Origin of the sequence: Agromyces badenianii, assembly GCF_003070885.1 — a bacterium.
GTDB classification, from domain to species: domain Bacteria; phylum Actinomycetota; class Actinomycetes; order Actinomycetales; family Microbacteriaceae; genus Agromyces; species Agromyces badenianii.
On sequence record NZ_CP028913.1, the window covers coordinates 1,361,676 to 1,387,114 of the forward strand.

Sequence of the window (25,439 nt, forward strand, 5' to 3'; positions counted from 1 at the left end):
ATGCACACATGGATCTCTCGGTGCTCTGGTTCTGGATCGTCGCCTTCCTGTTCGTCGGCTACTTCGTGCTCGACGGGTTCGACTTCGGCGTCGGCATGTCCCTGCCGTTCCTCGGCAGGGACGAGACCGACCGTCGCGTGCTGATCAACACGATCGGCCCCGTTTGGGACCTCAACGAGACCTGGGTGATCGTCGCGGGAGCCTCTCTCTTCGCGGCGTTTCCCGAGTGGTACGCGACGCTCTTCTCGGGGTTCTATCTCGCCCTCCTCCTGATCCTGCTCGCGCTCATCGCCCGCGGCGTCTCCTTCGAGTACCGGCACCAGCGCCCTGAAGCGGCGTGGAAGCGACGCTTCGACTGGATGATCATCGTGGGCAGCGCCGTGCCGGCGCTCCTCTGGGGCGTCGCATTCGCCAACATCGTGCAGGGCGTGCCGCTCGATGCCGACTACAACTACATCGGCAGCTTCTTCGATCTGCTGAACCCGTACGCGCTGCTCGGCGGCGCCACGACGCTGCTCCTGTTCTTCACGCACGGCGTCGTGTTCGTCGCCCTGAAGACCGAGGGCGACATCCGCGATCGGGCGCGGGCGCTCGCGACCAGGGCCGGCGCCATCACCGTGGTCGTCGCGGCGTCCTTCCTCGTGTGGACCGGCTTCGCATTCGGATCGGGCTGGTTCTGGATCCTCGCCGCCGTCGCCGCGGTCGCGCTCATCGGCTCCTGGCTGGCGAACGTTCGCGGAGCGGAGGGCTGGGCGTTCGTGCTGATGGCCGTCACGATCGCGGCCGCCGTGTTCGCGCTGTTCGCCTCGCTCTTCCCCGACGTCATGCCGGCCTCGAACGATCCCGCGAACAGCCTGACGATCGCCAATGCCTCCTCGACGCCGTACACGCTCACGGTGATGACCTGGACCGCGGTGATCTTCCTCCCGCTGATCCTCGCGTACCAGGGCTGGACCTACTGGATCTTCCGCAAGCGCGTGACGCGCACGCACATCGAGGCGGCGGCGCACTGACGTGAAACCCCTCGATCCGAGGCTCGTGCGCCGTTCGCGTGCGGCTCGTCGGTTCCTGCTCGCGGGAGGTGCGCTCGCGTTCGTCCAGGCGCTCGCGATCATCGCGTTCGCCTGGGCGCTCGCGACGCTCGTCGCCGGGATCATCGACGGGATGGACTGGCCCGAGGCGACGCTGCCGCTCATCGTGCTCGCCGCCGCGGTCTCGGTTCGCGCCCTCGCCGCCTGGCTCTGGGAGTGGACCGGGTCGGCCGGTGCGATGCGCGTGAAGGGCGAGTTGCGCGCTGAACTGCTCGCCGCGATCGAGCGACGCCCCGGCGGCCTTCCCGGATTCCCGACCGCTCGGATCGCCACGCTGCTCGGTCCGGGGCTCGACGCGCTCGACGAGTACTTCGGGCGATACCTGCCGCAGCTCGTGCTCACCGTGGTCGCGACGCCGCTCCTCATCGCGGCCGCCTGGCTCTCCGACTGGCTCTCCGGGCTGATCCTCGTGATCGTGCTGCCGCTCATCCCCGTCTTCATGGCACTCATCGGCATGGCGACCGAGGTCGTGCAGCGTCGCCAGTGGTCGAGCCTGCAGTCGCTGTCACGCGGGTTCCTCGAGGTCGTCGGCGGTCTGTCGACGCTCATGCTCTACGGCCGCGCCGAGCGGCAGACCGGGCGCATCCGCCAGGTGACCGACGACTACCGCGTGCACACGATGAAGGTGCTGCGCGTCACGTTCCTCTCCGGCTTCACCCTCGAGCTCGCGGCGAGCCTCTCGGTGGCGCTCGTCGCCGTGTCGATCGGGCTGCGGCTCGTCGCCGGCGACATGACGCTCGCGGCGGGGCTCCTCGTGCTCGTTCTCGCCCCCGAGGTGTTCCTGCCGCTGCGGAACGTCGGCGCGGCGTTCCACGCGTCCGCAGAGGGCGTCGAGGCGTCCCGTGATGCCTTCGACCTGTTCGAGGCGGCGGATGCCCCGGTGAGCGAGCAGCAGACGAGGCGCGGGTCGTCCGCTCCCTCGGCGGCCGGCGCGGGCTTGCAGGTTCGGGGCCTCGGCGTGCGCCTCGACGATCGTGAGATCGTCAGGGAGCTGAGCTTCGACGCCGGGCCGGGGGAGATCCTCGCTCTCGCCGGGGAGAGCGGTGCCGGCAAGTCCAGCGTGCTCCGGGCGCTGCTCGGTTTCGTGCCGGCCTCGGGCGACGTCACGCTGGGCGGTGCGCCATTCGACGCGGCGGCGCGACCGTCGGATCGGGCCGAAGTCGCGTGGGCAGGACAATCGCCGACGCTGCTGGCGGGAACCATCGCCGCGAATGTGCGGCTCGGCGACGAGCACGCGGGTCCGGCCGTGCTCACCGAGGCGCTCCGGCTCGGCGGCGTCGACCTCGCTGCCGAGCTCGAGCTCGGCGCGGGCGGTTCAGGTCTGTCGGGAGGACAGGCGCAACGAGTTGCGACGGCCCGGGCCATCCACCGCCTGCTCGCCCGCGACGCACCGCTGCTGCTGCTCGACGAACCCAGCTCGGCACTCGACGAACGACGGGAGGCCGAACTCGTCGGGCACCTGCGTGAGCTCGCCGCTCAGGGGCGCACGATCGTCGTCGCCACCCACCGTCCGGCTCTCCTCGACGCGGCCGACCGCGTCGTGTCGCTGACGGCGGTGGCGCATGTCTGATCGCACCCGGTCGGTGATGCGGCGCGCCGTGCCGGCGCCCAGTCGACTCGCGCTGCCCGTGCTGCTCGGCGTCGCCTCCGCAGGCTCGACCATCGCACTGCTCGCCTGCTCGGCGTGGCTGATCGCGCGCGCGGCCGAGCAGCCGCCGGTGCTCTACCTCCAGCTCGGCATCGTCGGGGTGCGGGCGTTCGCGCTCGGACGCGCCGTGTTCCGGTACCTCGAGCGACTGACCGGCCATGATGCCTCGTTCCGCCAGCTGGCGAGCATCAGGGCTGGCATCTTCGAGCGGATGCTGCCGCTCGCGCCCGACGGACTCCGCACGAGCCGTCGCGGCGAACTGCTGGCACGGTTCGTCGGCGATGTCGACGAACTGCAGAACGTCACCCTTCGGGCCGTGCAGCCGGTGGTGAGCGCGGTACTCGTGCTCATCGCGGCGGTCACCGCGCTGGCGATGCTCGCGCCGGCAGCGGCCGTCGCCGTCGGCGCGGTGCTCGCCATCGGACTCCTCGTCGCACTCCTCGCCGAGCGGGCCGCCGCGGGCCGGGCCGAGCGCTCGATCGCGCCCCTCCGAGGTGCGCTGCAGGCGGCCGTCGTCGACCACGTGCAGGCGCTCGACGTGCTCGTCGCCTTCGATGCCGCGAGCGACGATCGGGCCCGCATCCGGGCGATCGGCGCGAACCTCGAGCGAGCCACCCGCACCCGCTCGGCGTCGGCCGGTGCGGCGGCGGCCGTCGTGACGGCGATCGGCGGCTTCGCCACGCTGGCGAGCCTGCTCGTGGCCTGGCCGGCCCTCGCGGCGGGCGGCATCGATGGCCCCGAGTTCGCGGTGCTCTGCCTCGTGCCGCTCGCGATCGCCGAGGTCGCCGGCGCCATCCCAATCGGGCTGGCCGCTTGGCGCGTCGCGCGCGTGAGCGCCGCACGCGTCGCCGACGCGGTGCCCGATTCGGTGCCACCCGAGATTCCCGTGGCCCCCGCGAACCCGCTCGCAGGCAGCACGGAGCGCCAGCACGACGGCCGTCCCGATTCCGATCGGTCCGGTGCGGCGCCGGGCGTTCGCGACGCCCCGCCCGCGATCACGCTCACGTCGGTCGGTGCGGCGTGGCCCGGTGGTCCCGCGGTGCTCGAGGGACTCGACCTCGAGCTCGCACCAGGGGAGCGGCTTCTCGTGCAAGGCGAGTCGGGCTCGGGCAAGACGACGCTCGCGCACGTCCTCGTGCGCTTCCTCGAGTACCGCGGCTCGTACCGGCTCGACGGCGTCGAGGCGCGCACGCTCGATCCCGCCGAAGTGCGGCGCACCGTCGGCCTCGTCGAACAGCGCCCGTGGCTCTTCGACGAGGACATCCGGCAGAACCTGCTCTTCGCGCGCCCGGCGGCGAGCGACGAGGAACTGCTCGAGGTGCTCGACCGCGTCGGCCTGGCCGACTGGGTCGCCGAGCGCGGCGGCCTCGACGCGCGGGTGGGTGAACGCGGCGCGCTCGTCTCCGGCGGACAGGCGCAACGGATCGCGCTCGCGCGGGCCATGCTCGCGCAGTTCCCGGTGCTCGTACTCGACGAGCCGACCGCGAACGTCGATCCCGACCGGGCCGACGCGCTGCTCACCGAAATGCTCGGTGCGGCGGGGCCGGAACGCAGCGTCGTGCTCATCGCCCACGCCGGCGTCGACCCGGCACTCGTCGATCGTCGTCTCGAGATCGGCGACGGGCGGGCCGTCGTCCTAGGCTGAGGGGATGCCCCGCCGCATCCGGAGCCTCGCGCTGGCGAGTTGGCGCGAACCCGCGCAGGTCTTCAGCGCGTTCGCCGCCCGAGCGGACACCGCCGTCTGGCTCGACGGCGGTCATGGCGCGGTCGCCGGATCGAGCGTCATCGCCTGGGCGCACGCCGACAGCACGGTGCTCGCGGGGGATGCCCAGCCCGACACGGTCTACGCGGAACTCGCCGATGCGCTCGGCGGTGACGTCGTCGATGCCCGGGCAGACGTCGCCTCACCGGCCCGCCTCGGCTGGATCGGATGGTTCGGCTACGAGTTCGGGACCCGCACGGCGGGCCTGCCGTTCGGTCGGGCGGAGACGCCGGATGCCGCATTCCTCTTCGCCGATCGTGCGATCGTGTTCGATCATGCCGGCGGCCGAGTGCGACTCGAGTGGCTCGAATCCGACGCCCCGGCCGCCGGCGAAACGTGGGCGCTGGAGCTCGCCGCGGCCATCGCGCTGCTGCCCGCCGAGGCGACCACGGAACCCGAATCCCCTCGGGTCGAAGCATCCACGCGCCCGGCATCGCACTGGCGCCATGCCGCGCCCGAATACACCCGCATGATCGCGGCGTGCCAGGCGGCGATCACCCGCGGCGACGCGTACCAGTTGTGCCTCACCAATCGCATCGACGTCGACGTCCGCCCCGACCCCCTCGAGACGTACCTGCGACTTCGGCGCACGAGCCCGAGCCACCACGGCGGCTACCTGCGCTTCGGCGACATCGCACTGCTCAGCGCCTCGCCGGAGCAGTTCCTGCTCGTCGAGCCCGGCGGCCTCGTCTCGACGAAGCCCATGAAGGGCACCAGGCCGCGGAGCGCGGACCCCGTCGCCGACGAGGCGCTGCGTCGTGAGCTCCTCGAGAGCGAGAAGGAGCGCGCCGAGAACCTCATGATCGTCGACCTCATGCGCAACGACCTGGGCCGGATCGCCGCGCTCGGCACCGTCGAGGTGCCGAGCCTGCTCGAGGTCGAGGAGTACGCCCACGTGCACCAGTTGGTCTCGACGGTCACTGCTCAGCTGCGGCATCCGCTCACCGCCCTCGATGTGATCGAGGCGGCGTTCCCGGCCGGCTCGATGACCGGGGCGCCCAAGCGCAGCGCGATGTCGATCCTGCACGAACTCGAACAGGGGCCTCGGGGCATCTACTCGGGCGCGTTCGGCTACCTCGGCGTCGACGGCAGCGCCGACCTCGCGATGGTGATCCGCTCGATCGTGCTCACCCCGAGGGGTGCGAGCGTCGGAACCGGGGGTGGCATCACGGCACTGTCGGTCGCGGCCGAAGAGGTCGAGGAGACCCGGGTCAAGGCGAGGGCGCTGCTCGACGTGCTCGGCGCGGAGATGCCCGCCTCGGAGTGAGTAGGCTGGAGAACCGAGTGCGCCCGGTTCCGGCGCGCCCGGAAGCTTCCCGAGCGATACACGATTGAGAGTCACGTGGCACACGACCAGGACCCCGCGCACGCCGACGCCGGCGCCTACGACTTCGCCGCCATCCAGGCGAAGTGGCTTCCCGTGTGGGACGAGTCCGAACCGTTCCGCGCCGGCCTTCCCGGTGACACCCGGCCGCGCAAGTACATCCTCGACATGTTCCCGTACCCCTCGGGCGACCTGCACATGGGCCATGCCGAGGCGTTCGGCTACGGCGACACCGTCGCCCGCTACTGGCGGCATCAGGGCTTCGACGTGCTGCACCCGGTCGGCTGGGACTCGTTCGGCCTGCCGGCCGAGAACGCCGCGATCAAGCGCGGTATCGACCCGCGTGCGTGGACCTACGCGAACATCGAGCAGCAGAAGCGCTCGTTCCGCCAGTACGCTCCGTCGTTCGACTGGTCGAGGGAGCTCCACACGAGTGATCCCGAGTACTACAAGTGGAACCAGTGGCTGTTCCTGAAGCTCTACGAGAAGGGCATCGCGTACCGCAAGGCCGGCCAGGTCAACTGGTGCCCGAACGACCAGACGGTGCTCGCCAACGAGCAGGTCGTCGACGGCCACTGCGAGCGCTGCGGCGCCGTCGTCACGAAGAAGGCGCTCACGCAGTGGTACTTCCGCGTGACCGACTACGCCGACCGCCTGCTCGACGACCTGAACCAGCTCGAGGGCGCGTGGCCGTCTAAGGTGCTCTCGATGCAGCGCAACTGGATCGGCCGCTCCTCGGGCGCTGATGTCGAGTTCGAGATCGAGGGGCGCTCTGAGCGCATCTCCGTCTTCACGACCCGTCCCGACACGCTGTACGGCGCGACGTTCATGGTCGTGGCTCCCGACTCCGATCTGGCGGCCGAACTCGCCGGCGGGGCATCCGCCGAGGTGCGCACGCGCTTCCAGGACTACCTCGATTCGGTGCGCGCCGAGAGCGACATCGACCGGCTCTCGACCGACCGGCCGAAGACCGGCGTCTTCCTCGAGCGCTACGCGATCAACCCGGTCAACGGCGAGCGCCTGCCGATCTGGGCCGCCGACTACGTGCTCGCCGACTACGGTCATGGCGCGATCATGGCGGTGCCGGCGCACGACCAGCGCGACCTCGATTTCGCCCGCGCCTTCGGGCTGCCGGTGCGGGTCGTCGTCGACACGAACGCTCCCGTCACGGGCGTGATTCCGGTGATCCAGCTCGATGAGCACGGCGACCCGGTGCTGCCCGACGACCTTCCGGCCGAAGACCCGGCGTCCACCGGCGTCGCGCTCGGGGGCGACGGCCGACTCGTGAACTCGGGCCCGCTCGACGGGCTCTCGAAGTCCAACGCGATCCGCCGGGTCATCGAACTCCTCTCCGAGCGCGGTCTCGGCCGCTCGTCGAAGAACTACCGCCTGCGCGACTGGCTGATCTCGCGCCAGCGCTACTGGGGCACCCCGATCCCGATCATCCACTGCCCATCGTGCGGCGAGGTGCCGGTTCCCGAGGCCGATCTGCCGGTGCGACTGCCGGATGCCGCGGGGCTCGACCTGAAGCCGAAGGGCTCGAGCCCGCTCGGTGCCGCCGAGGAGTGGGCCAATGTCGCGTGCCCGAGCTGCGGCGGCGCCGCGCGCCGCGACTCCGACACGATGGACACCTTCGTCGACTCCTCGTGGTACTACCTGCGCTACCTCGACCCGAACAACGACGAGCGCGCCTTCGACCCGGCCGAGGCCGAGAAGTGGCTGCCCGTCGACCAGTACGTGGGCGGCGTCGAGCACGCCATCCTGCACCTGCTCTACTCCCGCTTCATCACGAAGGTGCTCTTCGATCTCGGCTACCTGAGCTTCACCGAACCGTTCACGTCGCTGCTCAATCAGGGCATGGTCATCATGGACGGCACGAAGATGTCGAAGTCCAAGGGCAACCTGGTCGAGTTCGCGAGCGAGCTGCATGCGCACGGCGCCGATGCGCTGCGGGTCACGCTCGCGTTCGCCGGCCCGCCGGAAGACGACATCGACTGGGCCGACGTGTCCCCGGTCGGCGCTTCGAAGTTCCTGGCGCGTGCGTGGCGCATCTCGGGTGAGGTCACGTCGAGCCCCGAGATCGAGTGGAAGACGGGCGATGCTGCGCTGCGCCGCGTGACGCACCGACTGCTCGCCGACGCCCCTGGTCTCGTCGAGGCGTTCAAGTTCAACGTCGTGGTCGCGCGGCTCATGGAGCTCGTGAACGCCACACGCAAGACGATCGACTCCGGTGCGGGCGCCGGCGATGCCGCAGTGCGGGAGGCCTCGGAGGTCACTGCGATGATCCTCGACCTGTTCGCCCCGTATACCGCCGAAGACATGTGGCAGCGACTCGGCTACGAGCCGACGGTCGCCCTCGTGCCGTGGCGCAAGGCCGACCCGGCGCTGCTCGTCGAGGAGTCGGTGACGGCCATCGTGCAGGTCGACGGCAAGGTGCGCGACCGGTTCGAGGTGTCGCCGAAGATCTCGGGCGACGAGCTCGAAGTGCTGGCACGTGCGTCGGCCGCGGTGTCGCGTGTGGTTGGGGATCGCGAGATCGCCAACGTCATCGTGCGCGCACCCCGACTCGTGAACATCGCGACGAGGGGCTGACGCGGCTTCGCGACTCCTCCTCGACAGGGTGAGGAAGCCGCGACGGGTGTACTGAGGGCGCTGCTCGTCAGGTGACGCCGCGTCGGGCCGCATACCGTGCGGGTATGCCCGCGAGTGATGCCGTCGATCCGCTGGCGGCGCTCGACCCCTCTGCTCGCCGTGCCGGCCCGCGCGTGCGCGTGGCCGTCGGCGCCGCCGTGGTGCTCTTCGTACTCGCGGTGGCGGTCGCGGCGCTCATGTCGTTCGAAGCGGGTGGCGGCGGCGAGCAGGCGCGCATCGAGGCATCCGGTGCGGCGGCGGATGCCTCGGCCGACCCGTCATCGACGATCGGCGCTCCGCCGGTGCTCGTGCACGTGCTCGGCGCGGTCGCGCGGCCGGGGCTCGTCGAACTGGCGGCGGGTGCGCGGGTCGTCGACGCCGTCGCGGCCGCCGGAGGCTTCACTGCCGACGCCGATCCGGCGGGGGTGAATCTCGCGCGCCAGCTCGTCGACGGCGAACAGCTCGCCGTGCCGGTGCTGGGTCAGGCGCCGCAGCCCGCCGGCGGCGAGAGCGGCGCATCGGGCGAATCCGACGGGCTCGTGCACCTGAACAGCGCCGACGTCGCCGAGCTCGACACGCTCCCGCGCATCGGGCCAGCCCTCGCCCAGCGCATCATCGACTGGCGTGAGGCGAACGGGCCGTTCACCTCCGTCGATCAACTGCTCGATGTCGCCGGCATCGGCGACGCGGTGTTCTCGGGTCTCGAGAAGCTCGTGGCGCTCTGAGATGGTCGATGCCCGGCTGCTCGCGCCCGCGGCCGTCGCGTGGGCCGTCGCCTGGTGCGCGATCGGACTCCCCGATGCCGGGCACGGTGCGGCGACACTCGCGTGGAGCCTGTGGGCGGCGGCGGGGGTCGCCGGCAGCATCGCGATCGGCGGTGAACCGAGCGATGTCAGAGGTTGGCTCTAAGTTCAGGGATCATGGAACGACGAGGGGAAAGGAGTTCCGACGATGATCGAGCAGCAGGACGAAGTCCATGCGCTGACGTCCGCCATCCTTGCGCACGTCCCGCATGGGAGCACGATCCGCGTGAGCTTCATCACGGCGGCTCCCCGGGTGCAGCGTCGGGTCGCCGGTGCAGAGGCGAGCGAGCTCCTCATCGAGCAGGCGCGTGCCATCCGTTCGGCTGAGGGGATTCCGTTCTGGCATGCGCTGTTCATCGCCGGCGAGCTCGAGCGCGAGGGTGTGCCTGCTGACATCCTCCGTTCGGCGATGTACCACCAGGATCCAACTCGGCACGAGACGATCGAAATGGTCACGTCGGGCGAGACCCCGTCGGAGCTTGCTGAGCTGGCCTGCCGTGCCCCCTCGCATGGACGCGACTCGATCGCGCTCCAGTCGTGGATCACGCTCGTAAACGGCCAGGACCGCTACCTCCCGATGCTCGACTTCACGTCGAAAGCGACTCGACCTGGATCCGCGGCGACCGTCCGAGCCGCAGCCGAAGTGCTCGACACGGCCGGAATCCTGTGCTCGTCGGCGCGCTCGTTCCACTTCTACGGGCATCACCTGGTGACGCGCGAGGAGCAGCTCGACTTCTGGGCACGCGCCCTGCTGCTCACTCCGATCGTCGACGAGCGCTGGATCGCGCATCAGATCCGAGGTCAGGTCGGCGCGCTGCGATTCTCGGCGAACGAGCGCGGGGTGGTTCCGAAGGTGATCGGCGAGGTCGTGCCATCAGGAAGGACCGAGTCATGACGGTGACGATGAAGGAACTGGTCGCGAAGTTCGCCGAGGCCGTGGCCGTCGGGGACGCCGCGGTGTTCGTCGGCGCGGGCACGTCGATGGCTGCCGGTCTTCCTGACTGGAATGCGCTCATTGACGATGCTCGTGTCGCCGCGGACGTCCCCGCCGGGCTCGCGGACGCACCGCTGGCGGCGCAGTACATCGCGAACACCGACGGCGAGGGCGCGCTCCACGCAGCGATCAAGCGGAAGATCGACGTCGACGTCGTCCCGACGGATGTGCACGACACCTTGTCGCAGCTGCCAATCCGCGACTATTGGACGACGAACTACGACCTGCTCGTCGAGCAGTCGCTCAAGGCCCAGGACCGCGAGTACCAGTGGGTGGTGGGGGAGCAGGATTACGCGGGGAAGCCGGCGGCCGGGACCAGCACCAAGCGCGTCACCAAGATGCACGGCTCGCTCACGCGGGACGCGCAGGGCCAGCGGGGATGGCAGGTCGCTCCGGTGATCACCCGATCGGACTTCGAGAGATACGAGGAGCAGCATCCGATCACCTGGACGCGGCTGCGCGCAGCCTGGTTGACGAACAGCTTCCTCTTCCTGGGCCTGAGCTTCGACGACCCGAACCTCAACCTGCTGCTGCGACTGTCGCGGTCGTTGCCGGCGCACATTGATGCGCCGCCGCACTATGTCGTCTTCGCGGCGAAGGCCGACCCTGTTGAGCACCGCCTGCAGCAGCTCCGCGTGGCAGACTTGGAGAAAGCCGGGGTGAATGTGCACATGATCGATTCGCATGCAGATCTCTCACCGCTGCTGAGCCAGCTCGAGGTGAGGTGCCGTCCCGAGTTCCTGTTCGTGTCGGGGAGCTTCGACGCGACCGGCACGACCGATGAGGACCGGTTCTCGATGTCCGTCGCTCAGACCCTCGCGATGACGCTCGCCGGATCGAATAGATCCGCCCGGCCCACGATCGTGTCGTTCGGCGGCCCCGCCGGGCAGGTCGTCAGTCGGCACTTCCGGTATGCGCTCGCCTCGAGCGAATACCGACCGGAGTCGGTGCGCTTCTACTACCGCAAGGCGGAGACCGGCGACGAGTCCATCCCGATCGAGCACCGGGTCGGCATGGCGATCTTCACCGAGCGCACCCTCGATGAGATGCGCGACTTCGTCTTCCCGCAGGTGCGAGCGATGGTCGTCATCGGCGGCGGCTCGCGAACTGGCGAAGAGGTCGCGGCTGCGCAGACCCACGGCGTGCTCGTCATCCCCGTCGGGGCGACCGGGGGAGCGGCGAAGATCCTTTGGGATGCTATGGATCCCGCCGATCTCGGACTCGACAGCACAGACGAACTGGCGTGGTGGGATCAGCTGAAAACCGGCTCGGCCACCCTCGCCGCGCACGCCGCGGGGATGCTGATCAAGCGCCTCATGTTCGAGTAGCGTCGCGGACGTCGACCGTCCAGGTGAACGTCTCGGCGCTCTGCCTGCTGAAGACGGCTGAGCTCTGTTCGCTATAGCCCGGGTTGTACCTTCGACCGATGATGCAGAGCGCGACGATCTCGGCGCCGACGCGGCGCAGGGCGTAGGCGGCGCTCTGCGCCCGCGCGCCGGAGGTGTAGACGTCGTCGAGGAGCAGGATTCGCTTCCCCCGGAGGTCGTCCGACGCGTCGAACGCGTCCGTGTTCGGCTGGTTGTGGCCGAGGTTCGCCGATGTCCGGCTCAGCCCGTGCAGCACCTCGAATGGCAGCGACCCGCGCTCGCGCACGAGCACGGCGAGCGGGTGGGGCGGAGGCCGGAACGTCGACGGAACGATGATCGCGCCGTCGGCGCCTAGGCGAGTGACCCACGCTTCGTTCTCGGTGAAGAATCGCTCCAGCACCGTCCCGATCGCGTCCCGGGCCGACGGGTCCGCGGCGACCTCACCGTCGTCCTTGTAGAACGTCAGCCAGTCGCGCAGCGGGCTCGGCTTCGCGTACAACGAGATCGGGATGATCGGCTGGACGACGCCGTCGAGCGCGCGCGAGTTCTCGTCGCAGTTGAAGCACAGGTCGACTCGATCGGCGAGCAGCCCGTGGCACCAGACGCAGACCCCCTCCAGCGCGCCCGGGGGCAGCACGAGCGCCTGCAGCTCATCACCGATGCGGAAGGAGATCGGAGCAGCCGCAGGCTCGTGCGCAGAGGCGAGGGTTGTCGCGGCACGTCGAACTTCGTCGACCCGTGCATCAGCGGGCATGCTCACGAGTTCAGTCTGCGCCATGCCGATGGACATCCGAGTGCATCGTCGGCTTAGTGACCATCGGCGATGCGGTTCGACGGGTGCACCTGCGCGGCGGAGATCTGTGCCAGCTCATCGCCGGACAGGAGGTAGTCGTACCGATTGAATCCGCGTTTGCGACCGTCCATGATTCGACGGTACTCGGACAGCATGCGCAGGTACGTGTCGAGCATGAGGGCGTGCGAATTGCCGTTGTCGTTGCGTTCGATCTGGGGCTGGAGCTCGGTCCAGCGATCGTCGCCCATCAGGAACTTGACGTAGCCGGCCATGTGCCCCTCCAGCGCGTCGTTGTGGTCGAAGCCCTGGAACTCGAGTCGGAACGCCAGCTTCTCGTCAATGGGCGTCCCGTCCTTCGCGAGGTGGTCGATGCTGTACGTGATGATCCGGAACATCTGCAGGATGTCCGAGACGCGAGCGCAGTCGCGCTTCGACAGCTCGGTGCTGAACCCGGCGGTCTCGTACCAGTACGCGCCGGTGTAGCCCTCCTCGAGGATCTTCGCCCGCATGAGCTGGTACTCGAGGTCGCCGTCGACGTCGTTGGCATCTTCCGGCAGCACCCGGCCAAGAATCCGATGCAGCAGGGAGAGGACCTGCCGATCGACGATCCGCATGCTCTCGGCCGGCGGCTCCTCGCCGTGCTTCACCTCGCGCTCGTAGACGGGCACCACCGCCTCCATAAGGAGGTCCCTGACGAACTCGCTGAGCGTGACGCCCTCATCGTCCGACATCTCCTTGAGCTGATCGCGGATGCGATCGTCGACTCGAATGTTCAGAACTGCCATGTCAATCTCCTGGTTGCTGTATGACGCTAAGTGTAACACCGTCATACGCACGAAAGAGCTTTGCGACTCCTGAGTTCAGCCTCCTGGCGCGCCGGTGGAGAACGCGGTCAGTAAATGGCGGCGGCCGGGATCGATGACCTGTCTGGCCGGCCCATCCGTACAGTTCTGCCTTGCGAGACGGCAACGATCATCTAGTACCCGAGGGGACGCAGGTGCGACCTGACTGATATCCGTCGACCTCGCTTGTTCCGCCTGATCGCTGTGTGCGATAGCCTCATTGATATATTTTTGATGCAATGGTGAGTGGGAGAGTGGCAGTGAAGACCGAAGATCAGGTCCGAGATCAAGCACGGGATGTCCTCGGTCTTGCCGACGTCCCGAAGAACGTGGCACAGAGCGGTGTCGGACAGATCACGACCTTGATGCAGCTCGGCTTCCGTGGCGAGGGATCGCAGAACAAGCCCGACGGATGGTACCTACCGGCTGACAAGGGCACAGTGGCCCTCGTACTCGAAACCAAGGCTCCCGATGCCATGCCGATCGACGCACCCGCCCTGCGCGCGCAGGTCGAAAAGTACTGCGCGACCGTGCGGACGCAGTACGACCTCGTCGTCGGCGTCGTCTACGACGGCGACCGTACCCGGGCGTATGTCAACGGCAAGCCCTTGGAGGTGCCTGACGAACTCCAGCCGAAGGAGTACTACTTCTCGAAACTTACAGACCGGCCGATCGACAAGGCACGCATCTACGAGCTGACGCAGCGCATCAACAACTCCCTCCACGGTGACTTCGGCATCAAGAATCTGTACCACCGCATGATCTTCACGGCGTGCGCGCTCGTTGCGCGCCGGTACGAAGCGGTCCTGGTACGCGGTATGGACTACGACGCGTTCCACAACGGCATCCTCAGTGCGCTGAACAAAGCGATCCGGTCCGATGTCCAGCAGAACACCAAGCTGTCCCTCCTCGCCGAGGTGTACTCGGACATCAAGATGAACGTCTCGACCGACGAGGACGACCCGCGGGCAGTCGCTCGCCTCGCGAACCTGATCGGCGACTTCATCGACTGGGTCACCGAGATTTCCGGTCTCATCAACTCGAACGCCTGGCAGGGCGAAGACGTGATGGCGATCTTTTTCAACGAGTTCAACCGCTACAAGAAAAAGAGCGAGTCGGGCCAAGTCTTCACCCCAGACCACGTCACCGGCTTCATGTACCGCCTGCTCGGCGTCGACAAGGACGACAAGGTCCTCGACGCATGTGCCGGGTCGGGGTCTTTCCTAGTCAAGGCGATGAGCAACATGATCCGCCAGGCCGGCGGCGTGAACACGACGAAGGCGAAGCAGATCAAGGCTAGGCAGTTGTACGGCATCGAATTCGATCGCGAGATCTACGCTCTGGCGTGCGCGAACATGCTCATCCACAAGGACGGCAAGACGAACCTCGCCCACATGGACGCACGCACGGAGACGGCTCGGAGCTGGATCGAGCAGACCGGTGCCACCAAGGTGCTGATGAACCCGCCGTACGAGAACAAGTTCGGATGCATGACCATCGTCGAAAACGTCCTCGACAGCGTCGGCCGCGGTACCCTGTGCGGCTTCATCCTGCCGGACAAGAAGCTCGATAAGACGAGCAAGACCCAGACCTCGCGCATCCTGCGCCACCACCGCTTGCTGAAGGTCGTGAAGCTGCCCGAGAACCTGTTCTTCGGCGTGGGCGTCACCACGAGCGTCTTCGTCTTTGAGGCGGGCAAGCCGCAGGACGGCAAGAAGTTCTTCGCTGTCAACGTCGAGGACGACGGGCTGATCACTGTCAAGAACCAGGGCCGACACGACGTCCGTGGCAAGTGGCCCGCGCTTGAGGAGTACTGGGTCGACGCGATCGAGCGCAACGACGACAGCAAGTTCGGCACGGGCCAGTGGGTGGATCCGGCGGAAAGCCTGAGCTGGCAGGCCCCGGTGAAGCCGTTCGTGCTGACACATGAGGACCTCGCGCGCACGGCCATGGAGTACGCGATGTTCCAGCGCGGCATCGACGCGAAGGCCGTGCGCGAGCGCCTGGGCGCGATCACGATGTACTCGTCGAACGTCACTGAGACACCTACCACCGTGCAGGTGGAGGTGTCGAAGTGAAGCGCATCGATACGAGCGCGTGGGGCGAATTCCGGGTCGTGGACTTCTTCGAGCGCATGGAGCACGGCAAGTGCGGCAATGTTGGGGCGCTCACGGACGGGGACCTCCCTTACATTGCCACAAGCACAGTGAACAACGGCCATGCGCGCAGTGTCGAAGACTCCGACGGATCGCTGACCAGCGAGGGCAACTGCATCGCCCTCATCTGCGACGGAAACGGCAGCATAGGCCGGAACACGTACCAGGCGGAACCCTTCGTCGGCAGCGTGAAGCTCATGCTCGGATATCATTCTCGCCTCAACAGGTGGAACGGGCTGTTCCTCGTTGCCTGCCTCGACAAGAGCGTTGAGGTGTTCGGCTATAGCTTCGCCTGGAAACGCTCCGCCGACACGTTGAAAGCGGAGACCGTTCGACTCCCCGTCACGACCGCAGGCGAGCCCGACTGGGAATTCATGGAGTCCGTCATGCGCGCCACGATGGAGGAGCGCGAAAAGGCGCTGGAAATCCTCTTTGCCCTCCCGGACGTCCCGCGCCACGTCGTTGACATGAACGGATGGTCCGAGTTTAAGGTAGTCGACCTGTTCACCGAGATCGTGCGCGGACGAGGCACAGGGGCGGGTTCGTTTCTGGACGGGGACGTCCCCTACATTGCTGCAAGCTATGCCAACAATGGCTACGTTCGGGACGTCAAAGACGACGATGGGTCGCTGACGAGCGAAGGCAACTGCATCGCGCTGATCTGCAACGGCAATGGCGGCATCGGCCGGAACACCTACCAGGCCGAGCCGTTCGTGGGCAGCGGTGACTTGCAGCTCGCGTATCATCCGCGCTTGAACCAGTGGAACGGGTTGTTCCTCGTGGCCTGCCTCGACAAGAGCATCGAGCGCTTTAACTACAGCTTCGCGTGGAAGCGCAATGGCGCTGTGTTCGAGGACGAGACCGTACTCCTTCCGGCGACTGCCGCAGGGGTACCCGACTGGGGCTACATGGAGGCGGCGATGCTCGAGGTCATGATGGAGCGGGAGCGGGCGCTCGACGCTCTCCTGTCGCTCAAGGCGAGTTGATGAGCCGTCCGCCCGGTGAAGCACGTGGTCTTGGCAAGAGCATCCAAGCCTCTCGGTTGGAACGTGGCTGGTCACAGACAGAGCTGGCCATGAGAGCGGGCGTCTCGCGCCCGACGATCTCGCGTGTTGAGCTTGGCGAGGAAGCATCGACACGGACTCTCCATCGCCTTGTCGAAGTGCTCAACCTCGTACTGGACGTACGGAAAAATGACTCGCCGCCATGAAAGCTTGCACATCGGAACGAGCAGGACGTCACTGACCTCGCGACCTGTGCAGCGGAGATAGGCCGCGCGTTGATGAACGAGGTCGCTGATCGGGCCGCGTTGGTCGACGCGCTCCTGACCAGGAAGATTTAGATCACGACATGGCCTCGTTCGTTCTCGACGGCTGTGTGGTCATCGCGGTAGATAAGATCGCGGGATGAGCGATCGAGACCACTGTGTAGCCCCAGACGTCCTGAACTCTGACAATGGGTGACACCCTGAATCCCGTCGTCATCCTCGACTCGACCGCGGTGCATGGACGCAGACCGTTCACCCGCGCAGATAGCGCACTTCTTCTCGCGCTCGTCCGGACCGGCCGGATTCGACTGGTCATACCTGAAGTGGTGCTGTATGAGCTGTCACGGCAGTGGGCGAAGGATCTTGCGGACAGGCGTCGCGACTTCCGGAAGGCGCACGCAGCGATCAACGGTGTGCTCGCGGATGCCGACGTAGCGACCGTCACCTCGAGCGTCGCACCGTCGTTGGGGCGCTCGGTGTTCTATGACGCCGCCGCGACCATGCTTACCCGCAATGGCGTTGAGGTCCCGCGGTATCCGGAAGTTCCGCTCGGAGATCTGCTCGAGCGTGATCTCGATGAGCGCAAGCCGTTCGCATCGACGGGTAAAGGATTCCGCGACGCGCTGATCTGGGAGACGGTGAAGGTGATCTGCGCCGGTGTCGCACCCTCGACTCCAGTGCTCTTCGTGACGAACAATTCGGGCGATTTCTGCGTGAGCAAAAGGGATCGCACACTCCATCCCGATCTACGGGCGGAGATGCCCGACCTTGAGGCCTTCGAAGTCGTTCCGTTCCTGCGCGCCTCACTTGAGCACGGGGCGATCAAGCCGCTCGCCGAGGTCCTCCGCGTCGTCGAAGGGGCGTTTACCGCCCAGCACGTCGCGGATCTCGTCAAGACAGCGCTGCAGGGCCTTGAGGGCGCCGTTCCGGAGCCTGACTTTGACCTCTTCGGGGATGACGATCGATACGAACATCCATTCCGGACTTCGTTGAGCGATGCGGTGTTCGACCGGATCTTCCCGGACATGGGCACGATTGGGTACGAGGTCTACCACACCGGAGACCAAGGGGAGATGACACTCACCGTGGGCATCGAGGCCGATTGCTCGCTCGACGGGTTTATCGACCGAAACATGGGAAGTGCCGATGGCTACGCCTACTACGAGGACTGGAGCCGGGAGATGCTTCGGGTCATCGAACATCCACGTCGAGCGCGGTTCGTGCTGAGCGCGGCGTTCACAGCGGCGACAATCGACAGCGTCGAGCTCACCGTCGACGAGGTCGAGGAGATCACCCTGCTCACACCCTTGGCGACGCACGGTGGCGCACGTGAGCTGAAACGATGACTGACAGCTACACGGCGCGATGCCCAAACTGCGGTGAACCGCTGCTCGCGTACGAATCGGACGCCGGAGTATATGTCGGTTGTCCCGAGTGCCTCTGGGCCGATCAGGACCATCTCCCTGTTGCTGATCCCGCCGCTGCGAACGCATTCCTGCAGGAGCTGCCGTCAGATCCGCTGCCAGGGTGGATGATCGCCGACATCGATGAGCCGCCGACCGAATCCGAGGGCTGACTATCATCACTCGGACTGAAGGACTAGGAATGAATCCCATGGAGGGCATGAAGTGACTGAGCAGATGCCGAACTGGGAAGGCTTCATGATCCCCACGCTCCGTGTCCTTGATGACGGGATCGTGCGGCACTGGCGGGAGTTCCAGCCGCTGGTCGCCGATGCGGCGAGGCTGACGGAGACGCAAAAGCAGGAGATGCTTCCGTCGGGCAGCCAGGTCAAGTACGAGAACCGCATCGGTTGGGCGGTCTCCTTCCTCACCAACGTCGGCGCGCTCTCTCGGCCGAAGCGGGGCCACTACACGATCACCGACGCCGGCCGACAGCTCATCAGCCTGTTCCCCGGCGGTGTGCGCGAGCGCGACATCCGCCGAGCACCTGGTTGGCTTCGAGGCGTTCGATGATCAGCTCCAGCACGGATTCCTTCTTGCGCGTCGTGCGGAGGGCGTGACGATCGAGTCCCAGGGCGGCGATCAGCCGGTCGGCGTCATCGCGCACAGTTCCGCGCGACCGGCGCAGGAGCCCGACGATCTTGTTCTTCGTGAGCTCCGAATCGTGCTTCTTCAGGAGCGACTGCTTGCGAAGCAGGTCTTTCACGATGAGCTCGACGTCCCGCAGCTTCACGATGGTCCGCGTATTCACCGTGAACGTGTCCGGGGCGACGCCCTGCAGCAGCTTGTCGGCCTTGGCCTGCACCTGCGCCTGGACGAGTGACGAGGGAGCGAAGAACAGTGGGTGCGGCACCTCAGCCTTTCGCGCGAGGTCCACGAGCTCGGAGTAGACGATCTCGTTCCGCTCGAGCGCGTGCAGGTAGGGCGCGCGTGCGTTCACGACGGAGTTCTCGAGCAGTTCCATGAAGACGCCACGGTCGATCGGCACCCGATGCCCATTGAGCAGCACGTCTATCAACACGACCCCTACTTCTCCTCCGCTCGCCCCTCCGGCGATTCCCACGTCAGGTATCACCCCGTCGAGACCTGTGGCTCGGAAGGTACACGCTCGGTCAGTGGGATCGAGCCCTCCACGCCGCGCGGCATCGGAATCGATGCGAGTCCGATTGGGAATGCCAATCCGATGCGGATTCGACTCATCTGCTCCGTCATCCTTGTCATATGCACACCGATGCGATAGCCATTGCACCGTTTCGCAGTTCATTGGGAACCCGTATCGCCTCACGAATCGGGTCTGGATACGGGATGGGAAGGCAAATCGGAGTCGGGAAGCGTATTCGTGGCGCGACGAATAATGCCTCTGGAACTGGGATTTCTATTCGGGATATACGACTCATCCGTATGATCATCACCGCCCGGGGCGAACTGCGCCATCGTGACAGCCGCGGCGTTCGCGTTCGCGGCGTTGCTCGGGCTGCCTCGACTCGCACGCGTCGGCGTCGCCCTCGCCGCGCTTGCGGGATTCGTCGCTCTCGTGACCCCAGAGGCGAGCGTCGTTCGAGCGGCGACGATGGCCGTCGTCGTGCTCATCGCCGTCGCCGTCGGGCGGCCGGGCGGGGGAGTCGCCGCTCTCTCGCTCGCGGTCGTGGTGCTCCTCGCCGTCGACCCCTGGTACGCCCGCGACTACGGCTTCGCACTGTCGGTGTTCGCGACGGCGGGGCTCCTGCTCCTCGCGCGGCCGCTGACCGGCGCCCTCGCCCGGTGGATGCCGGTGCCGATCGCGGCCGTGATCGGCGTTCCGCTCGCCGCCCAGTTGGCGTGCCAGCCGGTGCTCGTGCTGCTCGACCCGGCGCTCGCGCTCTACGGCGTGCCGGCGAACCTCCTCGCGGCGCCGGCGGCGCCCGTCGGCACGGTCGTCGGCCTGATCGGCTGCCTGCTGCTCCCGGTGCTGCCATCACTCGGCTTCGCGTGCCTGCAGCTCGCGTGGTTGCCGGCATCGTGGATCGCCCTGCTCGCCCGCGCATCCTCGACGATGCCCGCTGCGCGGCTCGAGTGGCTGCCGGATGCCCCGGGCGCGCTGCTGCTGGCCGCCAGCACGGCGATCGCGCTCTGGCTCGCGCTCGGCTCGCGACGTCGGAGTCGACTCCGCGGCCTGGCCGTCGCGGTGCTGCTCCTCGCCCTCGCCGCACCGGTGGGCCTCTTCGCCGGTCGGCCGCTGATCGGCGCCACGACGCGGCCGGCCGACTGGGATGTCGCCGCGTGCGACATCGGGCAGGGTGACGCCGTGATCCTGCGTTCGGGCGGGGCGACGGCCCTTCTCGACACCGGACCCGAGCCTGCCGCACTCACTCGGTGCCTGTCGTTCCTCGACATCACGCATATCGACCTGCTCGTGCTGACCCACTGGGATGCGGATCACGTCGGAGGAGCGTCGGCCGTGGCGGGCCTCGTCGACACCGTCATCCACGGGCCGCTCGACGGTGAGCGCTCGACCCGTGCGCTGGGCCCGTTGCTTGCGGCGGGCGCCGAGTCGGTCGAAGTGGTCGCCGGGTTCGGCGGCATCCTCGGCGACGCCAGGTGGCGTGTGCTCTGGCCGCGGGCGAACGCGGTGCCCGGCAACGACGCGAGCGTCGTCCTGGATGTCTCGACTCCGCAGTATCGGGGCGTCTTCCTCGGCGATCTCGGTGAGGAGGCTCAGCATCGGATGCTGCGGTCGGCCGCCATCGGCACGGTCGACCTCGTGAAGATCGCCCACCACGGCTCGGCCGACCAGAGCGAGCGCCTGTACCGCGAGCTCGGCGCGACCGTCGGCGTGATCGGCGTCGGCGTCGACAACGGCTACGGGCATCCGACCGAACGGGTGCTCGAGCTGCTCCGGTCGGCCGGTACCGCGGTGGTGCGCACCGACCGGTCGGGCACGGCGCTGCTGACCGCCGACGGTGAGGGGTTCCGTCTCTGGAGCGAGCGCGACACCGCCGGTGTCACCGCCGGCCCGTAGACTCGACGTGACGAACGGGAGGTGCGGTGGCATCGCGCACAAGCTCAACGCGCACCAGCGCATCGCGCTCGGGGGCCTCGCCCAAGGCGAAGGTGGCCATTCCGCAGCTCGCCTGGCACGCGATCCGGCCGGCGCCGGTGGTGCTCGTCTCGGGTGCCGAAGACGTGCTCGCCGAGCGGTCGATCACGATGCTTCGCGACTTCCTGCGTGCCGAAGACCCCGCCCTCGAGGTGAGCGATCTCGAAGCCGACGGCTATCGACGCGGCGAACTCCTGACGCTCGCGAGCCCGTCGCTGTTCGGCGAGCCCCGGCTCATCCGGGTGAACGGCGTCGAGCGGGCGAGCGACGACTTCCTGCTCGACGCGCTCGACTATCTCGAGCAGACGGCCGAGTCCACGACGCTCGTGCTGCGGCACCGCAGCGGGGTGCGTGGCAAGAAGCTCCTCGACGCGGTGCGTGCCGGTGGCGGGGCCGGCGTCGAGGTCGTGTGCGCAGAGCTCAAGAAAGACGCCGAGAAGCAAGAGTTCGCGGCCGCGGAGTTCCGCGCGGCCGGGCGCAAGATCAACCCCGCTGCGCTGCGCGCGCTCGTCGGCGCATTCAGCGACGACCTTCGCGAGCTCTCGGCGGCATGCCGTCAGCTGCTCGCCGACGCGCCGTCCGACATCACCGAGGCCGTCGTCGCCCGCTACTACGGCGGCCGGGTCGAGACCAACGCGTTCGCGGTGGCCGACGCCGCCATCGCGGGTCGTCACGGCGAGGCGCTCATCGCCCTCCGGCACGCGCTCGACAGCGGCGCCGATCCCGTGCCCATGGTCGCCGCATTCGCGATGAAGGTGCGCACCATGGCCAAGGTGTCAGGCACACGGGGCGGGGGTGCGCAGCTCGCGGCATCCCTCAGCCTCGCGCCGTGGCAGGTCGATCGCGCTCGGCGTGATCTCGCGGGTTGGAGCGATGAGGGGCTCGGCCGGGCGATCGAAGCACTCGCGGCCACCGATGCCGCGGTGAAGGGCGCCGAACGCGATCCGGTCTTCGCCCTCGAGCGCCTCGTCGGGGTCATCTCCTCGCGCGGCCGCGACGGTTCATAGTCCGAGCTGGCAACACGAAGGCCCCGGCACATCCGTGCCGGGGCCTTCGTCGAGTGCGTGTCGCGTCAGAGCGCGGCGACCTGCTTCGCGAGAGCCGACTTGCGGTTCGCGGCCTGGTTCTTGTGGATGACGCCCTTGCTGGCGGCCTTGTCGAGCTTGCGGGTCGCAGCGCGGAGTGCGGTCGTCGCCTTCTCCTTGTCGCCCCCCGAGATCGCGTCCTTCGCGGTGCGGATGACGGTCTTCAGCTCGCTCTTCACGGCCTTGTTGCGCTCCTGCGCCTTGAGGTTCGTGCGGATGCGCTTGATCTGCGACTTGATGTTTGCCACGTGGAGTTCGTCTTTCGTTCTTGTGCGGGTACCGGATGTGCCGGGAGAGGTAGAGGGGCCTCACCGGCGAATCGTGCGGGGTGGGACCCACACGCAAGCCAACAGGCAACGATACCAGCTATGTGCGGGCGTGACCAACGCGCGGGTCTGCGCGGTGGTCGGCGGGCGCCGCGTCGCCGGATCCGCGACCGCTACGACGGCGAGCGGCGCGTCGTTGGAGCTCGGCGATGGCGCCGAGCACGATCGCCGCGAAGTCCTCGGGCCGGATGAGGCTCACGAGATGCGTCGCACGAGGCACGATCACGAGGCGGCCGTCGCGGGTCGCGCGCAGCATCCGGCGCTCCTCGAAGCGGAAGTGGTCGAAGCGGCCGTTCACGAGCCAGACCGGCACGTCGATCCTCGAGAGCGCTGCCTCGGGGTCGAGCCGGCCCACCGCGTCGAGCACGGGAGCCATCACGTCGAGCGCGACGCCGCCCGCGAGCACGTCGTCGGCGGCCTCTGGTGCGAGGAGGAGCCGGGCCATCGCGTCGTTGAGCCGGCGCCCGCGATCGGGCAGTCGGCCGATGATCGCGGCGAGTCGGCGGTACCCGCCCAACGATGCACCGCGCGGCCGGGTGCTGCACGCCGCCGCCACGAGTCCGTCGAGGCGGCCGGGATGGCGTGCGGCGAACTCGATCGAGAGGTACCCGCCGAGGCTGAGGCCCACCAGGAGTCGCGGCACGGCCTCGCCGGTCTCGTCGGGGTTCAGCGCCGCGTCGATCTCGCGCAGCCCCGCCTCGATCGAGAAGGGTTCGCCGATCCGGGTTCCGTGACCGGGCAGGTCGATGGCGACCACGTCGAGATCGTGTGCGCCGAGCAGGGCGAACTGCCTGCGCCACATCGTCGACGAGGTGCGGAGTCCGTGCACGAGCACGACGCGGGCGCGGGGCATCCGTCAGCCCGCCCTGATCGCGCCCAGTTCGCGTGCCCGGGCCACCGCCGCCGTGCGCGAGCCGACGTCGAGCTTGGTGAAGATGTGCACGAGATGCGACTTCACCGTCGCTTCGCTGAGGAAGAGCGCCCGGCCGATCTCCCGATTCGTGAGCCCTTCGGCGACGAGCGAGAGCACCTCAGCTTCGCGAACCGTCAGCCGTTCGCCGTTCGACAGCGAGGCGTCGAGGCGCGACGAGACGCCGGGCGCGAGCGCCGCGTCGCCGACCGCGGCGGCCTGCACTGCGGCGATGAGTTCGGCGGGCGGCGCATCCTTCAGCAGGTACCCGCTCGCCCCGGCCTCGATCGCGCCGAGGATGTCGGCGTCGGTGTCGTAGTTCGTCAGCACGAGCACGCGGGGTGAATCGGGCTGCGAACGGATGCGCCGCGTCGCCTCCGCGCCCTGCATCGCGCCGGGGTACTGCAGGTCCATGAGCACGAGATCGACATCGGATGCCGCAGCCAGCCGCACCGCGTCTTCGGCCGTCGTCGCCTCGCCGACGACCTCGAGGCCCGGTTCGTTCTCGAGCATCGCGCGGATGCCCGCGCGCACGACGGGGTGATCGTCGCTGAGCAGCAGGCGGATCACGTGGTCACCACCGGGATGCGCACGGAGATCGCGGTGCCGTCACCGGGCGAGGACTCGATGTCGACCGTGCCGCCGAGGGCTGCGGCACGCTGCCGGATCGCTCGGAGCCCGAACCCGCCGCCCGCCGCACCAGACGCCGGGCCGTCGGCGCCTTGGCCCACTCCGGCGCCCGCGCCGTCGCCGCCCTGGACTCGCGAGACGGCGAACCCGATCCCGTCGTCGACCACGTCGAGGGCGACCTCGTCGCCGAGATAGCTCAGCGTCACCGATGCCCGAGTCGCCTCCGCGTGCTGCAAGACGTTCGCGAGCGATCCCTGGGCGATGCGCAGCAGTGCCGCATCGGTCGCCATCGGCAACAGCACCGGGTCGCCGCTCGTGGTGAACTCGACCTTCAGCGGGGCACCCGCCTGCGTCGACTGCTCGGTCGTCGCCTCGGTGAGACGGCGGAGCGCCGACGGGAGCGTCTGCGCATCGAGCGACGGGGGCGCCAGCTCGCGGATGAACCGGCGCGTCTCGCCGAGGTTCTGCGCAGCCGTCTCGCGCGCGAGCCGCAGCTTCTCCTGCGTCGGCGGGTCGGTGACGTCGCGTTCCGCCGCGTGCAGCAGCATCTGGATGCTCGAGAGCCCCTGCGCGACGGTGTCGTGGATCTCCTTGGCGAGGCGTTCGCGTTCGGCGAGGGTGCCGGCCTCACGGCTCGCGGCCGCGAGCTCCTCGCGGGTCGCCATGAGGTCGAGGATCAGGGCCTGACGCTCCTGCGTCTCCTGCGCCATGGCCCGGTACCCGAGGCCGATGACGATGGCCACGCCCGCGCTGATGAGCGGGCCGAGGATCGAGCCGACCTCGAAGCCGAGGTGCGTCGCGGTGCCCCAGACCGACAGGCCGAAGGTGACGACCACGAGGGGCACGGCGATCGGCGCCGCGAGCACGTGCAGCTCGAGGAAGAACAGCGGGAAGGCGAGGAACGCGGCATCGGGCGTGAGCGCCGACATCGCGACCCACAGCACCAGGAGGCTCACGAGCCAGGCGATGCGCGCCCACGTGGGCAGGTGCCGATGCGCGGCCGCGATGCCGGCGCCGTAACAGGCGAGGAACGCGACGGCGAGCACCGTCACCGAGACCTCGTTCGGCGCGTTCGCGAGCAGGGCGCGCACCACGACGAAGAGCGTGAGGCCGACCACGAGCACATGCAGCCCGAGCCGGAGCGCCGTGAAGACCGGGAGCAGCGCCGATGGGGCCACACGTCCGCGAGGGAGTTCGATCACCGCCATAGTGCTCCGAGCGTAGCCCGGAGGCTCGCCACGGGGCATCCGTCGAAAGTCTGAACCGAAGTC

Annotated in this window: 24 protein-coding genes and 1 pseudogene; 18 read left to right on the plus strand and 7 right to left on the minus strand. The window is 68.2% G+C overall.

The window, feature by feature from the left end; translation table 11 throughout:
- Positions 1–8 precede the first annotated feature (8 nt).
- From cydB to DCE93_RS06545, 9 genes are all read left to right on the plus strand, one after another.
- Positions 9–1,013, plus strand: a complete 1,005-nt coding sequence (gene cydB / locus DCE93_RS06505) for a cytochrome d ubiquinol oxidase subunit II (RefSeq protein ID WP_108595164.1) — start codon at positions 9–11, stop codon at positions 1,011–1,013.
- Position 1,014: 1 nt separating this feature from the next.
- Positions 1,015–2,661, plus strand: a complete 1,647-nt coding sequence (cydD, locus tag DCE93_RS06510) for a thiol reductant ABC exporter subunit CydD (protein WP_108595165.1) — start codon at positions 1,015–1,017, stop codon at positions 2,659–2,661.
- Positions 2,654–4,384 carry a thiol reductant ABC exporter subunit CydC gene (gene cydC, locus DCE93_RS06515; protein ID WP_108595166.1) on the plus strand — a complete coding sequence of 577 codons (1,731 nt, stop codon included), beginning with the start codon at positions 2,654–2,656 and terminating at the stop codon, positions 4,382–4,384. Before cydD ends, cydC begins: the two co-directional genes overlap by 8 nt.
- 4 nt (positions 4,385–4,388) lie before the next feature.
- The gene (gene pabB / locus DCE93_RS06520) at positions 4,389–5,768 is read left to right on the plus strand and encodes an aminodeoxychorismate synthase component I (RefSeq protein ID WP_108595167.1); all 1,380 of its coding nucleotides are present in this window, start codon (positions 4,389–4,391) and stop codon (positions 5,766–5,768) included.
- Between the two features lie 75 nt (positions 5,769–5,843).
- A complete protein-coding gene (gene leuS / locus DCE93_RS06525; protein ID WP_108595168.1) occupies positions 5,844–8,417 on the plus strand; it encodes a leucine--tRNA ligase in 2,574 nt (857 codons plus the stop codon).
- 104 nt (positions 8,418–8,521) lie between these two features.
- Entirely contained in the window at positions 8,522–9,181 is a 660-nt protein-coding gene (locus DCE93_RS06530; RefSeq protein WP_108595169.1) for a ComEA family DNA-binding protein, read from the plus strand.
- Position 9,182: 1 nt separating this feature from the next.
- Complete coding sequence (locus tag DCE93_RS06535) at positions 9,183–9,365, plus strand: hypothetical protein (protein ID WP_108595170.1); 183 nt, start codon at positions 9,183–9,185, stop codon at positions 9,363–9,365.
- Positions 9,366–9,407: 42 nt separating this feature from the next.
- The gene (locus DCE93_RS06540; RefSeq protein ID WP_108595171.1) at positions 9,408–10,154 is read left to right on the plus strand and encodes a primase 1D-like protein; all 747 of its coding nucleotides are present in this window, start codon (positions 9,408–9,410) and stop codon (positions 10,152–10,154) included.
- The gene (locus DCE93_RS06545) at positions 10,151–11,581 is read left to right on the plus strand and encodes an SIR2 family protein (RefSeq protein WP_108595172.1); all 1,431 of its coding nucleotides are present in this window, start codon (positions 10,151–10,153) and stop codon (positions 11,579–11,581) included. Before DCE93_RS06540 ends, DCE93_RS06545 begins: the two co-directional genes overlap by 4 nt.
- On the opposite strand, the gene DCE93_RS06550 is transcribed toward DCE93_RS06545, so the two are convergent.
- Positions 11,568–12,374 carry a ComF family protein gene (locus DCE93_RS06550; protein WP_108596636.1) on the minus strand — a complete coding sequence of 269 codons (807 nt, stop codon included), beginning with the start codon at positions 12,372–12,374 and terminating at the stop codon, positions 11,568–11,570. The two genes, DCE93_RS06545 and DCE93_RS06550, sit on opposite strands and share 14 nt — an antisense overlap.
- 53 nt (positions 12,375–12,427) lie before the next feature.
- Complete coding sequence (locus DCE93_RS06555; protein WP_108595173.1) at positions 12,428–13,198, minus strand: YfbU family protein; 771 nt, start codon at positions 13,196–13,198, stop codon at positions 12,428–12,430.
- Between the two features lie 317 nt (positions 13,199–13,515).
- Between DCE93_RS06555 and DCE93_RS06560 the strand changes: the two genes are divergently transcribed.
- From DCE93_RS06560 to DCE93_RS06580, 6 genes are all read left to right on the plus strand, one after another.
- A complete protein-coding gene (locus DCE93_RS06560) occupies positions 13,516–15,333 on the plus strand; it encodes an HsdM family class I SAM-dependent methyltransferase (protein WP_205647491.1) in 1,818 nt (605 codons plus the stop codon).
- The gene (locus DCE93_RS06565) at positions 15,330–16,397 is read left to right on the plus strand and encodes a restriction endonuclease subunit S (protein WP_108595175.1); all 1,068 of its coding nucleotides are present in this window, start codon (positions 15,330–15,332) and stop codon (positions 16,395–16,397) included. The genes DCE93_RS06560 and DCE93_RS06565 overlap by 4 nt, the downstream gene beginning before the upstream one ends.
- The gene (locus tag DCE93_RS14885; protein ID WP_108595176.1) at positions 16,397–16,621 is read left to right on the plus strand and encodes a helix-turn-helix transcriptional regulator; all 225 of its coding nucleotides are present in this window, start codon (positions 16,397–16,399) and stop codon (positions 16,619–16,621) included. Before DCE93_RS06565 ends, DCE93_RS14885 begins: the two co-directional genes overlap by 1 nt.
- A 245-nt stretch (positions 16,622–16,866) precedes the next feature.
- Positions 16,867–18,024: a PIN domain-containing protein gene (locus DCE93_RS06575; RefSeq protein ID WP_108595177.1), complete on the plus strand. Its 1,158-nt coding sequence runs from the start codon at positions 16,867–16,869 to the stop codon at positions 18,022–18,024.
- Entirely contained in the window at positions 18,021–18,254 is a 234-nt protein-coding gene (locus DCE93_RS14415) for a hypothetical protein (RefSeq protein WP_146184950.1), read from the plus strand. Before DCE93_RS06575 ends, DCE93_RS14415 begins: the two co-directional genes overlap by 4 nt.
- Positions 18,255–18,318: 64 nt before the next feature.
- Positions 18,319–18,654: a winged helix-turn-helix domain-containing protein gene (locus DCE93_RS06580; RefSeq protein ID WP_244284259.1), complete on the plus strand. Its 336-nt coding sequence runs from the start codon at positions 18,319–18,321 to the stop codon at positions 18,652–18,654.
- Here the strand turns inward: DCE93_RS06580 and DCE93_RS06585 are convergent.
- Positions 18,581–19,204 carry a hypothetical protein gene (locus DCE93_RS06585; protein ID WP_146184951.1) on the minus strand — a complete coding sequence of 208 codons (624 nt, stop codon included), beginning with the start codon at positions 19,202–19,204 and terminating at the stop codon, positions 18,581–18,583. The genes DCE93_RS06580 and DCE93_RS06585 overlap by 74 nt on opposite strands.
- A 366-nt stretch (positions 19,205–19,570) precedes the next feature.
- Between DCE93_RS06585 and DCE93_RS14890 the strand changes: the two are divergent.
- From DCE93_RS14890 to holA, 3 genes and pseudogenes are all read left to right on the plus strand, one after another.
- Positions 19,571–20,251 (plus strand): annotated as a pseudogene (locus DCE93_RS14890) (ComEC/Rec2 family competence protein); the annotation flags it as partial.
- 81 nt (positions 20,252–20,332) lie between these two features.
- Positions 20,333–21,139: a ComEC/Rec2 family competence protein gene (locus DCE93_RS14895; RefSeq protein WP_276329515.1), complete on the plus strand. Its 807-nt coding sequence runs from the start codon at positions 20,333–20,335 to the stop codon at positions 21,137–21,139.
- A 26-nt stretch (positions 21,140–21,165) separates the two neighbouring features.
- The gene (gene holA, locus DCE93_RS06595) at positions 21,166–22,224 is read left to right on the plus strand and encodes a DNA polymerase III subunit delta (protein ID WP_108595180.1); all 1,059 of its coding nucleotides are present in this window, start codon (positions 21,166–21,168) and stop codon (positions 22,222–22,224) included.
- Between the two features lie 65 nt (positions 22,225–22,289).
- Here holA and rpsT read toward each other — a convergent pair whose 3' ends face one another.
- The 4 genes from rpsT to DCE93_RS06615 form a co-directional block, all read right to left on the minus strand.
- On the minus strand, positions 22,290–22,550 hold the full coding sequence (gene rpsT, locus DCE93_RS06600) for a 30S ribosomal protein S20 (RefSeq protein ID WP_108595181.1): 261 nt from the start codon (positions 22,548–22,550) through the stop codon (positions 22,290–22,292).
- A gap of 118 nt (positions 22,551–22,668) precedes the next feature.
- On the minus strand, positions 22,669–23,481 hold the full coding sequence (locus tag DCE93_RS06605; protein WP_108595182.1) for an alpha/beta fold hydrolase: 813 nt from the start codon (positions 23,479–23,481) through the stop codon (positions 22,669–22,671).
- A 3-nt stretch (positions 23,482–23,484) separates the two neighbouring features.
- Entirely contained in the window at positions 23,485–24,108 is a 624-nt protein-coding gene (locus DCE93_RS06610) for a response regulator (protein ID WP_108595183.1), read from the minus strand.
- A complete protein-coding gene (locus DCE93_RS06615; protein WP_108595184.1) occupies positions 24,105–25,376 on the minus strand; it encodes a sensor histidine kinase in 1,272 nt (423 codons plus the stop codon). The genes DCE93_RS06610 and DCE93_RS06615 overlap by 4 nt, the downstream gene beginning before the upstream one ends.
- Positions 25,377–25,439 lie beyond the last annotated feature (63 nt).